The 11632-nt window shown below is 39.9% G+C and carries 10 protein-coding genes and 1 pseudogene; 6 read left to right on the top strand and 5 right to left on the bottom strand.

Features of this window, described 5'->3' with window-relative positions:
- The first annotated feature begins 57 nt into the window (after positions 1–57).
- The 4 genes from HA044_RS09835 to HA044_RS09820 all read left to right on the top strand — a co-directional run bounded on the left by HA044_RS09835 (position 58) and on the right by HA044_RS09820 (position 4129).
- Positions 58–366, top strand: coding sequence for a helix-turn-helix domain-containing protein (locus tag HA044_RS09835; protein WP_048688519.1), 309 nt, complete (start codon positions 58–60; stop codon positions 364–366).
- Between the two features lie 377 nt (positions 367–743).
- The gene (locus HA044_RS09830; protein ID WP_187541000.1) at positions 744–2195 is read left to right on the top strand and encodes a hypothetical protein; all 1452 of its coding nucleotides are present in this window, start codon (positions 744–746) and stop codon (positions 2193–2195) included.
- Positions 2196–2583: 388 nt separating this feature from the next.
- Positions 2584–2844 carry a helix-turn-helix domain-containing protein gene (locus HA044_RS09825; protein WP_187540999.1) on the top strand — a complete coding sequence of 87 codons (261 nt, stop codon included), beginning with the start codon at positions 2584–2586 and terminating at the stop codon, positions 2842–2844.
- 67 nt (positions 2845–2911) lie between these two features.
- Positions 2912–4129 carry a tyrosine-type recombinase/integrase gene (locus HA044_RS09820; RefSeq protein WP_187540998.1) on the top strand — a complete coding sequence of 406 codons (1218 nt, stop codon included), beginning with the start codon at positions 2912–2914 and terminating at the stop codon, positions 4127–4129.
- Positions 4130–4239: 110 nt separating this feature from the next.
- On the opposite strand, the gene rpsI is transcribed toward HA044_RS09820, so the two are convergent.
- The 5 genes and pseudogenes from rpsI to rlmB form a co-directional block, all read right to left on the bottom strand.
- A complete protein-coding gene (rpsI, locus tag HA044_RS09815; protein WP_000075973.1) occupies positions 4240–4632 on the bottom strand; it encodes a 30S ribosomal protein S9 in 393 nt (130 codons plus the stop codon).
- An 18-nt stretch (positions 4633–4650) separates the two neighbouring features.
- A complete protein-coding gene (gene rplM / locus HA044_RS09810) occupies positions 4651–5097 on the bottom strand; it encodes a 50S ribosomal protein L13 (RefSeq protein ID WP_001044622.1) in 447 nt (148 codons plus the stop codon).
- Between the two features lie 152 nt (positions 5098–5249).
- Positions 5250–6113: a DegV family protein gene (locus HA044_RS09805; RefSeq protein WP_187540997.1), complete on the bottom strand. Its 864-nt coding sequence runs from the start codon at positions 6111–6113 to the stop codon at positions 5250–5252.
- 35 nt (positions 6114–6148) lie between these two features.
- Positions 6149–6451, bottom strand: a pseudogene (locus HA044_RS09800) (NYN domain-containing protein); the annotation flags it as partial.
- A 19-nt stretch (positions 6452–6470) separates the two neighbouring features.
- Positions 6471–7199: a 23S rRNA (guanosine(2251)-2'-O)-methyltransferase RlmB gene (gene rlmB / locus HA044_RS09795; RefSeq protein ID WP_187540995.1), complete on the bottom strand. Its 729-nt coding sequence runs from the start codon at positions 7197–7199 to the stop codon at positions 6471–6473.
- A gap of 96 nt (positions 7200–7295) precedes the next feature.
- Here rlmB and HA044_RS09790 point away from each other — a divergent pair, with 96 nt between their 5' ends.
- Together HA044_RS09790 and HA044_RS09785 are read left to right on the top strand one after the other, a co-directional pair.
- The gene (locus tag HA044_RS09790) at positions 7296–8258 is read left to right on the top strand and encodes an aromatic acid exporter family protein (protein WP_187540994.1); all 963 of its coding nucleotides are present in this window, start codon (positions 7296–7298) and stop codon (positions 8256–8258) included.
- A 114-nt stretch (positions 8259–8372) separates the two neighbouring features.
- Positions 8373–11591, top strand: a complete 3219-nt coding sequence (locus tag HA044_RS09785; RefSeq protein ID WP_187540993.1) for an LPXTG-anchored zinc carboxypeptidase — start codon at positions 8373–8375, stop codon at positions 11589–11591.
- The last annotated feature ends 41 nt before the right edge of the window (positions 11592–11632 follow it).

The raw sequence follows: 11632 nt of genomic DNA, 5'->3' as shown, positions 1-11632 counted from the left end.
TTGTTTATATAAATATCAACAAAAAATATATACAATAATTAAAAGGAGAATTTGTAAATGAAGATTGGAGAATTAGTCAGGGAATATCGACTAAGTAAAAAGCTAACACAACAAGAGCTTGCCGAAAAAAGTGATCTTAGCTTGCCTTTTATTAATTTAATTGAAAACAATAGAAGAAACTTATCTGTCGATACTCTACTAAAAATTTTATCTGCTATGGATATAGATCCTTCTGATTTTTTTAGACCACTTTCTGAAACTTCAGATAATAATCTTCAACTTTTAATCGAAAAAATTCAACTAAATAAAAATCGTACTGAAATTATTGATCTTTTTCTCAACATCCTAAATTTAAATGAAAAATAAAAAAATTTTTTTTAAAAATAAATAAAGTAGATAAAAACTTACTTTTTCCTTCAAAACCTTGTCACATCAATAAAAGATCGTACTGAAAGTATTGATTTCTTTCTTAACATTATTGTTCTAAACTAAAAAAATTAAATTAGGTAAGAACCTAATTTTTTTCTTCAAAACCTTGTTACGACGCGTTTTTAAAGCACTCATAATTGAGTGTTTTTTTATTTTTAAAAATTTTTTTCACTAAAAAATAAGAAAAACTCAATTTTTAGTGAAATTAATGGCATACTGATTAATAGAAGAAAAATAAGGAGGTTTAATTTTAAAGAAAGTTACATTTTAAAAGTACATCTTCATTACAGATTTAACAACAAGGAGGAATATACATGGTAAGAAGATATAAAAAAAGTAAACGAGAAAGAGAAGTAGCCAAGAAACATCATTTATTCCCTGCAGAAAGAAGAAAAAAGGAAAAGCATAAGAAAAATAGAGAACTCAGACAGAGAAAATTACTAGAACTACAGAAAAAAAACGAAAATAATATAAAATCTTGTTTCTCAGTTACCCCAGCTTATTGGGGTATTGATAACTGTACAGTCTCAATTCTTAGCCCAGAAGTAACTTGTGACCCTATTGTTTTTGATGATCGAATCTTTAAAGAGACTGCTTCTTTAGAATTCAATTCCGAAGGAGAACTAGATAAAATCACCATTCAATCGGTAGATTTAGGAAAAGTAACAATTAGTCTCAAAGAAGAAGATTACAAAAAGAAATTTGCTGCAATCCAACTTAACGGTCCTTCTCCTAATTTTCAAACTTCAGGCATTAATGGGATTAAATTAAGATTACTAGAGGTATTACATAAGTTAGAAACAGATTATAAGATTAAAATCAAATTTAATCTGGATTATGTTAGGTTTAAGAAGATTGAATTAGCATTTACAATTGCTTTTGATAAATTACCGTCTTTACCAACTCGTCAATTATTAATAAGATCATTTGTAAAAGAAAAGAAAGCAGATTTAAAAAACCATAGAACAAGTAAAAATGCAGACGGTTTTTCAATGATAACGAGTAAAATTAATCAAAAAGAAATACACACTTTTTATAATAAAATTGAGAAAGCAAAAAAGAACAAACAAATCCGTAAAATAAATTCATCATTAAATAATCTAGAAATCTTCAGATATGAAATCGAATTAACGGATAGTAATATAGCCAATAAATTAGATTCCCATTTCTTAACAGAATTAACTGATGAAAAGATTATTCAATATTTGGAATCTATCTTGTCTTTAGCTATCTTTGAATATGTAGAAATCCTCGAGAAATCAATTAGTTCGTGCAATAGGAAGTTAAAGAAGATTTATAAGGAATGTAAGCCTCAAGATTATATGACAGTATTTTTACTCTATGTTATTGATCAGTTATCAAATACTACAGTATCTGATTTAATTGATGAAGAAATCATTACATTTCTTCCATTAGAATTTTTAAAAACAAATAGAGGTACAACTAAAAGAAGAATCTTAGAAAGGCTCCAATCCCACGAAGTAAATACGGAAACAAAACATGCATTAGGAAAAATGACTAGTTGGCATGTTTTAGAAATAATAAGAGTAATGTTCGATTCACTAGAAGAAGCAAAAAAATATGGTTTAGGTACTCGTATAACCCCTTCCACAACTTCTTATAAAACTTTTCCACTAAAAATATACTCTTTAGAAGAACGAAATAAGATCTTCAATAACACAATTACAAAAAATACAAGAAAAAATGTTCAAGATAAAAGGTTAAAACTCACCTTAAAAAGATTAAGAGACGGAATATTAATTTAGCAATTATTTTAATAGCAAATTTATTTTTCAGTGTCAAAAAACGTTGATATATCAAGGAGCGTATATAAATATGTACCGCAACTACTATTCGAATATTTTCAAAAGGATAAGGATATGAAAGTTACTTTAAGTAAAAATAAAAAAGAGCTTGTTTCTAAACTTTGGTCGGTGTCAGAAACAAACCCAAAATATACTAGTAATAATTCCTATTACTTACTTCTATTATCGCAATAAAATATAGAAATTTCAAGAGGATTATATACCAGTTTTTATAGTAGGGAAGCAATCTATACATTCTATAAACAGAAAACAGAGAATGCACTTGATAATAGTTATTTACTAATGCTCCTATAAAAATATTAATAGAAAGAAATAAACGGAACTATTTATGAATTTATTTATTCCAGACGAAATGATTCGGCAATTTCAATTACTAATATCAGATACTGTTAAGAAAGAACTGGATAAATTTTTAGATATTAATGAAAATACCAATCAATTTTTAAATAAAAAGCAGACTTGTGATTATTTGAATATATCCAACAATACTTTAGACAGCTGGATTAAGCAAGGCTTACCTTGCATTAAGGTGGGAAAAACTGTTCGCTTTAGCAAAACAGAAATCAATCGCTGGTTACAAAAGCAGTAGAAATTCTATGGTGGTTTGTTATAATGTAACCATGGTATTTTCTAGCTCAATTCAAAAGGAGAATACTATGTCTATTACAAAAACTAAAAACGGAACCTATCGCTTACGTGTTTATATTCCTGAGGAGGTTAAATCTTCGCTAGGTATTGATAAGAAAGTGATTGAAAAACGGTTCAAAATAAAGAGTGAAGCAAAAAGATACGAACTAGAACTTCAAAATAAGATTGATAAAATTCTTAGTGGAGGATCTGCTTCATGGGAGAATAGCGGTTCTATCCTCTTTTCAGATTTCTATCAAAACGTTTGGTGGGAATCCTACAAAGCAGGTCAGACTACTTCTACTGCTAAACCACCTTCTCAAGCAACTATAGTTGGAACAGAAATTGCTTTTAGAAAACACATCTTACCCTTACTTGGGAATTATTCAATAGACTTTCTTAATCAAAATAAACAAGTTGTACTAAATCTATTGACTCAAAAGGCTGAAGAATATGCAAATTTCAAAGTTATCAGGAGCTACGTTAACTCTATCTTTGACTGGGCAGAAGAATTAGAGTATATCGAAACTAATCGCCTATCAAAAACGATAAGCCGTATCAAAGCCACTAAGAACATCAAGCTACAGGAATCAAAAAAAGATGAAGATTTATCTCTATCTCAAGAAGAACTTCAAGCATGGTTTACAGCTTTTGAAAAAGATTTAGAGACTGAAAAGATTCTATTCAAAGACTATGTTTTATTCTATACTACTTTTTTCTTGGGAGATAGAAAATCAGAGAGTTACGCTTTGCAATGGAAGCATATCAATACACAGGAACAAGAAATTCAGTTAGTCCAAGCTTTAGATAAATACAAAAATCCAAAGTCTACCAAAGGAAATAAGAAGACAACTTTTCGAATTCCTAATGAGTTAACTAACTTACTTCAGGAATGGAAAAAACAACAAAAAATTGAACTGACTAAATTCAATATTATCCAAACTCCTGATCAGTATGTATTTACGTATATTGATACAAAGGGAAATGTAAACAGTTGTCTCCATGCTGATTATCTTAACAACAAGATGAAATCTGTTAAGCGTCGTCATCCAGAACTTGCACATGCAACCCCTCATAAATTACGACATACAGGAGCCACGCTCGCTAAGAAAGCTGGAACCTCTATGGAAGCTATTTCTGAAGCACTCACTCACAGTGATACGATTACAACTAAGACTTATGTCAACACTTCAAATGTAATTCCAATGGCTGTTGGAGAAATTGCCTTTCGTAATCTTAAAAAATAATGGTGTGAATTTGGTGTGAAAAGTGGTGTGAATTTTGCTAAAAATAATCAAAAAAACACCCCATGGTGTGAACCATGAAGTGTTTCGAAACGTTGATATAATCGTGTTGATTAACGTTTTGAGAATTGTGATGCTTTACGAGCTTTCTTAAGACCTGGTTTCTTACGTTCAACTTTACGTGAGTCACGTGTAAGAAGTCCTGCGCGTTTCAATGAATCGCGGAAGTCTGGGTCTACTTGAAGAAGGGCACGAGCGATACCGTGACGGATAGCTCCTGATTGACCAGCGTATCCACCACCTACAACGTTAACGAAAACGTCGTATGAACCTACAGTTGAAGTAACTGCGAATGGTTGGTTGATGACCAAACGAAGGTCAGCGTGTGGGATGTACTCTTCAACATCTTTTTTGTTAACAGTGATTTTACCAGTTCCTGGAACAAGGCGAACGCGTGCAACAGCGTTTTTACGACGTCCAGTACCTGCATATTGTGCTTGTGACATACTTTATTGTTCCTTTCCTTAGATAAGTCCTGAAATATCAAGAACTTCTGGTTGTTGTGCAGCGTGAGTGTGTTCAGCTCCAACGAATACTTTCAATTTCATACCTTGAGCGCGGCCAAGAGTATTGTGTGGAAGCATACCTTTAACTGATTTCTCAATCAAACGTACTGCATTTTTAGAACGAAGTTCACCAGCAGAGATTGATTTCAATCCACCTGGGTGGTTTGAGTGAGTGTAGTAGATCTTATCAGACGCTTTTTTACCAGTCAATTTAACTTTTTCAGCATTGATAACGATTACGAAGTCACCTGTATCAGTGTGAGGTGTGAATGTTGGTTTGTTTTTTCCGCGAAGCACGCTAGCAACAACTGCTGAAAGGCGTCCAAGAGGTACATCAGTTGCGTCAACAACGTACCATTTGCGTTCTACTTGGCCTGGTTTAGCCATGAATGTAGTTTTGTTCATGATTTCTCCTATATGAATGTCGTTTTTGTTTACAGGGCGGATGTTCCGGTCCGCAGGGTATTTGAAAGGTTCCGGGGCCTTACAAATGGGGTAAACAATACCGCCTACTATTGTATCAAAATTCTAAGATAAAAGTCAACCGATTTGGAAAATTATTTGCGATTTTCTTTTCCTATGACAAATCCGATCAAGGAATTTGGGCCGACGTGGGCGGAAATGACTGGTCCAAGAGGCATCACAAGGACTTCGTCGATGCCATCAAGCGCAAGCATTTCTGCCTTCAACGCTTCGGCTCCTTCTAGATCGTTTGTATAAGAGACCAAGGCTGTGCTTTCACCGATATCAGCTTTGATCAACTCCAGTAATTCTCGGACGGCTTTTTTGCGGCCACGGACTTTCGTAATAGGCACTAACTTCCCTTCCGCATCAATCCAGAGAATGGGCTTGATGCTGGCTAGACTTCCCATGATCGCAGCACTCTTTGAAAGGCGACCACCACGCATGAGGTGGTAGAGATCATCGACGAGGAAATAGGTCCGCAGTTTTGGAGCTAGAGCCATGATCTCTTCTTTGGCTTCTGCTAATGAACGGCCTGCATCACGCGCAGCTACCGCCCGCATGACTAAGTAGCCCTCTCCAATTCCTGCCGCTTTGGGGTCAACAATTTCGATTATCGCTTCTGGGTAGTCTTCCAAGACTAAATCACGTGCCATGACGGCACTCTGATAGGTCCCAGATAAGACCGATGAAAAGGCGACATAGAGCACAGCTTTTCCTTCTTTGGCAAACTGCTCAAAGCTTTCCTGAAATTGGCCCACATTGACCTGACTGGTTGTCGGTTTGGCCCCATTTTTCATGGCTTCTAACAGCTCAGGGCTGGTCAATTGACCTTCTCCTACTGTCTGGTATACTGTTCCCTCTAACTCAATGGTCAAACCGAGAATGGTGACCTGGTGTTCCTTGGCCCAGTTTTGGTCCAAATCTGCTGTCGAATCTGTTAAAATAGCAAATGTCATTTCTTGTCTCCCATCATTTCTTGTAATTGTCGCAATACTTGGTGGAGGGGCGTATTGAGCTCTGCCGCCAAGCGCTCGATATAGTCATCTGCCGTCTCATCCTCACCGGTAAAGACCACCTGAACATTGAACTCATCGTAGGTCTGCCGCACTCCTGGCATATACTGGGCATCAAAGACACAGATGACTTCTATCCCTTCAAAGCTAGCATAATGGCTCAGTTTTTGCAGGAGGATGGTGCGGGCGGCATCAAGCTCACTTTTTTGAAAGAGCTGGCGGGTCTCCTGCCAGAAGGCAATCATATTGTAGCCGTCAACCAATAAGATTTTTCGTTTCATATCATTGCCTTTCTACTATTTATAGTCGGTTGCGAAAGACCTCATACATGAGGATGGCTGCTGCCACACTGGCATTGAGGCTTTGAACATGGCCATTCATAGGAATGGTGATCATCTCATCGACTTGCTTTTTGATATTGGTTGAGATCCCTTTTCCTTCATTACCAATGATCAAAGCCAACTTACCAGCCGTATTCCACTGATGAGATGGCGTGCCGTTCATGTCGGTTCCAAAGATCCAGAAGCCCTCTTCCTTTAACTTGTCTAGGGTTTGGCTGAGATTGGTCACACGCGCAATGGGAATGTGTTCCACTGCTCCGGTAGAGGTTTTTGACACCACCGGGGTTACCCCGACTGCCCGGTGCTTAGGAATGATGACCCCTGAGACATTGGTCGCATCAGCTGTCCGCAAGATGGACCCAAGATTGTGCGGATCGGTCAAGCCATCGAGAATCAACAACAACGGGTTCTCTTCTTGGGCTGTCTGTTTCAGAATCTCTGCCAAGTCTGTGTAAGCAAAGGCTGCCACGCGAAGAACGAAGCCTTGGTGAACAGCTCCTTCTGTCATTTCCTGCAGGGTTTTCTTTGGCGTCCAAGAAATCGACACTTTTTTCTCAGTTGCTAAGGCCTTGATCTTGTCGACATTTTTTCCTCGGAGATCTTCTTGAATATATAATTTATTGCCTGTATTGGCTTGTAAAGCCTCGGTGACTGCATGGACACCGTATACGATATCGTTATTTTCCATAGAACTAGTATACCACAAGAAAGGAGAATGAGGCCAATTCATGATATAATGAAATGAAATCTATCTCAGCGAAACTAACAAACTAGAAAGGAAACCATGCCTCTTTTTCAACGAACCATCAAGCTCACCTTGGTCACCTGTTTAGCAGCTGCCCTTGCTGCTGCTCTGGGCTTGACCTATGCCATCTCAGCTGGTATCATTGCTATTTTGAGTGTCTCTGATACCCGTCGGAGCACCATCAAGCAAGGCTACCAACGCTTTATGTCGACCTTGCTAGCCCTTGTGATCGGAAGCCTCGCTTTTTCCTTTTTTGGATTCAACCTTTGGGCACTGGGAGTCTTTATCGCTCTCTATGCTCCTTGTGCCTTTCTAATGGGCTGGCAGATCGGCATCACGCCTAGTACGGTCCTCGTCACCCATCTCTTGATTGAGCAGTCTACTTCCTGGGGGCTCTTGCTCAATGAACTTGCCCTCTTTTTAATCGGGACCAGCTTTGCCCTGCTGGCCAATCTCTATATGCCTTCTAATCAGACAGCGATCGATCACTATCACGATGTTGTCGAAGACCAACTGAAAAAGATCCTTGGTCGTTTTGCAGACATGCTTGGGAAAGGAGATGGTCGCAACGATGCCTGCTTGATCAAGGAGTTGGATGATATCCTAAAGGACGCTTTGAATCTGGTCTATCTGGACCATTCCAACCATCTTTTCCATCAAACCAACTACCACATTCACTACTTCGAAATGCGCAAACGCCAAAACGACATCCTGCGGGATATGGCAGAAAACGTCAACCGCTGTCAGTTAGCAGCGAGTGAAAGCCTCATCCTCGCGCAACTTTTTAAAAAGACCGCCCAGCAATTGAGCCAGAAAAATCCTGCCCAGGATCTTCTCGACGATATCACTCAGTATCTAGCAATCTTTCGGGAGCGACCATTGCCTAAGACCCGTGAAGAATTCGAAACACGCGCCACCTTGCTCCAATTGTTGAGAGATTTAGAAACCTTCATCCAGGTCAAGGTCCATTTTTACCAGCAATTTCATCAGGAGACGAAATAGACAGAGAAGCCCTTGCAAAATGCAAAGGCTTCTTTATTCGAGAATCTATTGTAAACGCTTTCCTTAAATGATATACTAGAACTGGAAAATAACTTTTTAAGGAGGGCCTTCTATATGAAGTCTTCATATAAGAAACATTTGTACACTACGACACTCAGTCTCTCAGCAGCCGTCTTGCTTTCCGTTATCGGACAAAGCCAAGTATCAGCAGATAGCTTAGAAGCACCTCAAACAGAACCCAGCACGGTCCTCGAAGCGATACCTGCTTCTAAGCAAGCTGTGGCAACTGAGACTGTCAGTCCTTCTACAGCTGAAAAAGAAGACACCGCAGTCCTTGCCAATCCTGCGGAACCAGAAGCGACCTCTGAAGCAACTCCTACTACAGCAGCTGCTCCAACAACTAACCGTGCTGCAACGATCACTGACCAAGCGACACGATTGGAGAATAGCACCATTTATCTCTCTGAAAAGAGCACGATTGACGACAAAGTCCAAGAAAAAGCTCAAGCTGCTGGCAAGATCAACTGGACCTTGGACAACAAGCCTCTCTCGGAGTGGAAAACCTGGGATATGGAAACAGGAACATTGAGTAAGGAACCCTTCCTTACTATCACAGAAACTGCAAGCGGCAATGATTTGGATCTCCATATTGAAGTGCAAGATCTCTTTGGGGAAGACCTTAGCCTTCGTAGCCCAAATAATATCCGCCGGACTTACCGTAACTACATCGGCAACCATGAGCTGGTCGGAACCAATACAGACTTAGGTGTGACCATCAATAAAACTCTTGTTTTTCGACCTTACCAAGACTACCATACACACGAAGAGATGCTAGCTGCTATTGAGAAATCCAAGGAAGAAGCAAAGCCTGATCGTTTAGTGCAGCTAGAAACTCTTGGTAAGAGCGCTCAAGGCCGGGATATGAAGATGGGAATTGTGAGTAAGGACCAAGCCAGCATCGATCACTACCTGTCTAGCACCAATCCTACAGCTTTAACTAAACCAAGCGAAATGCTGGCCGCACTGAAGGACAAGACCTTGGATTACAAACTGCCTGTCCTAGTTCATAATACGCATGCGGATGAACAACCAGGAATCGACATCATCACAGGCCTCTTCAATACCTTTGCGACCAAGGAAAAGGTGAGCTTTAACACCACAGATGAAGCTGGAAATGCTAAAACAGTTACTCTCGACATTCCAAGCTTGCTTAATAAATTCATCTTCTTGTTTGACTTTACCGAAAACCCAGACGGAGATGCTCTCAACTTGCGGGCCCTAGCAAACGGGCTTGATCCAAATCGGGATGCTAGCTACCAAACCAACCCTGAAGTGCGTACCGTCATCCAAATGATCAACAAGTGGAATCCGATCGCTCTCTACGATATTCATGGCTTTATCAAAGAATTCTTGATTGAGCCTGCAACACCTCCGCATGATCCGAACTTTGAATACGACCTCATGTCCGACCTCATGCTGGAAAATGCTCACCATATGGGTCGTGCAGGGGTTGCCAATTCCAAATACGATAGTTACATCATTCCAAAACTGGATTGGGGCGATGGCTGGGATGATTCCTTCTCAGGCTACACAGGCGTTTACGCCGTTTACCACGGTATTTTAGGCCACACCATTGAAATTCCAGAATCCAACCAAGAGTCTTATAAGGCTGGTCGCAATGCTGTCCTCGGAGGCATTGACTTCCTCAACCAAGATCCAGACAAGCTTCTTGAAATGCGCCTTAACTTCTACCTTCGTGGCCTCAACAAAATCGAAGATCCAAAAGCAGAAAACGAACTGGTCGGGCCAAATGGGGAAATCGTTGGACGTGTGAAAAATGGTCGCCCGAAATTCTTCCCAGACTACTACGTCATCCCAATGAGCCTCGACAAGGACAATGATGCCCAAGAAGCCTTCAATATGATCGACTACTTCAAACGCAATGGTGTCCTCGTTAAAGAGCTCAAAGAAGATACTGCTACCTACAAAAAAGGAGACCTGGTCATTGACATGGCCCAAGCCAAACGAGGCTATGCCAACCATATCCTCTATAAAGGTTCTAATGAATCCGCCTGGGCTGCTATGTATGCGGAACTTCTCGTCAACTTCCCTGATATGAGAGGGTTCAAAGCAGAACCAGTCTTCAAGGACGGTCTCTTTACAGGCAAGCTAGGAGAAGTCACAACTACCCGCGCGACTCGGACCTCTGAGATCGATCCAAAAGCGCCTTACTATGTGATCGCAAATACCTCTGCCAGTGCCGTTAAAGCTGTCAACCAGGCTATTGCACAAGGAAAATCAGTCTACCTGACAGATGATGGCTACATCGTTGACCGTGATACCTTTGCTTCGCTCCTACCAAACCATGCCATCTATGGCGATGCCCTCTACAAAGTGCCAAGTGGACCAACCTTAAAACCGATGAAGGTCTACTCTCCAAACTACCACTATAATTGGGCTGGAGTCGATGCGCCTGCTCATACTAGTCTGGTCCTTGAAAAATTAGGCTTCCAAATTGTCAATACTCCAGAAGAAGCGGATGTTGTTATTTTGGAAAGCAACCGCTTTGACGCTTCCATCTTTGGTAAGAAACCAACTCTCGTCATCGGCGGGGAAGCCATGCAAAAACTGGAAAAATTGGGAGTTCTTGCAGGATTTGACGCTGAAAAATTAAAAGGCGGTAGTGACTACGAAGGCTTAATGAAGGCGATCATTGATGATCAGGATCCATTGACCAGCGGATACAAGAAGAATACCCTCTTCTACTCCAACTCAGGAAACTGGATTGAAAAGGTTCCAGAGCATTTCAAAACCTTGATGAGTATTGCTCCGAGCGATTATTATATTGCAGGTTGGTGGCCACATAACGATGTTCTAGCCAACAAAGTTATGGCGATCTCTGGAGAACTGATGGGACAACTACTCTTTGTCTATGCAGGAAATCCAACCAACCGTCAACACCCTGTCCACTTCTTCCGCTGGGTAACCAATGCGATCTTTGGCAGCAAGTTAGCAAGCTTGATGGATTACGTTCCAGCGAAAGAACCAGATCAAGTGGTGGTTCCAATTCATAACCAAACAACCACTCCACAGCCAATCTTGACCAAGAAGGAGACTCCTAAAGTTCTCCTTCCACAAAAAGAAATAACAACTGAAAATGGAGAAAGTATGCAAGCCTTGACTTACCAAGTGGGACAAAGCTTCCAAGAAAGTCCATCCAAGGCACAATTGCCACAAACTGGAGAAGACACAACGGCGCACTTCATTCTTTCAGGCTTCTTGCTAACCGTTAGCGGAGGCTTCCTCCTCTTGAAAAAGAAAGAAGTTAAATAAGTTTCAGCTTTAGACTTGGATGACATGAAAAGAACCTTCGC

The sequence above is a fragment of the Streptococcus sp. IMAU 99161 genome (genome assembly GCF_014435245.1).
Lineage (GTDB): Bacteria > Bacillota > Bacilli > Lactobacillales > Streptococcaceae > Streptococcus > Streptococcus lactarius.
Note: the sequence above shows the minus strand (reverse complement) of the source record. Positions and strands in the feature narration are given on the sequence as shown.

What these genes read in the sequence shown, in the direction of transcription:
- HA044_RS09820 (WP_187540998.1), top strand. Translation starts at nt 2,912, where the DNA reads ATGTCTATTACAAAAACTAAAAACGGAACCTATCGCTTACGTGTTTAT.
- HA044_RS09835 (WP_048688519.1), top strand. Translation starts at nt 58, where the DNA reads ATGAAGATTGGAGAATTAGTCAGGGAATATCGACTAAGTAAAAAGCTA.
- HA044_RS09825 (WP_187540999.1), top strand. Translation starts at nt 2,584, where the DNA reads ATGAATTTATTTATTCCAGACGAAATGATTCGGCAATTTCAATTACTA.
- HA044_RS09805 (WP_187540997.1), bottom strand. Translation starts at nt 6,113, where the DNA reads ATGACATTTGCTATTTTAACAGATTCGACAGCAGATTTGGACCAAAAC.
- HA044_RS09830 (WP_187541000.1), top strand. Translation starts at nt 744, where the DNA reads ATGGTAAGAAGATATAAAAAAAGTAAACGAGAAAGAGAAGTAGCCAAG.
- rpsI (WP_000075973.1), bottom strand. Translation starts at nt 4,632, where the DNA reads ATGTCACAAGCACAATATGCAGGTACTGGACGTCGTAAAAACGCTGTT.
- HA044_RS09785 (WP_187540993.1), top strand. Translation starts at nt 8,373, where the DNA reads ATGAAGTCTTCATATAAGAAACATTTGTACACTACGACACTCAGTCTC.
- rlmB (WP_187540995.1), bottom strand. Translation starts at nt 7,199, where the DNA reads ATGGAAAATAACGATATCGTATACGGTGTCCATGCAGTCACCGAGGCT.
- rplM (WP_001044622.1), bottom strand. Translation starts at nt 5,097, where the DNA reads ATGAACAAAACTACATTCATGGCTAAACCAGGCCAAGTAGAACGCAAA.
- HA044_RS09790 (WP_187540994.1), top strand. Translation starts at nt 7,296, where the DNA reads ATGCCTCTTTTTCAACGAACCATCAAGCTCACCTTGGTCACCTGTTTA.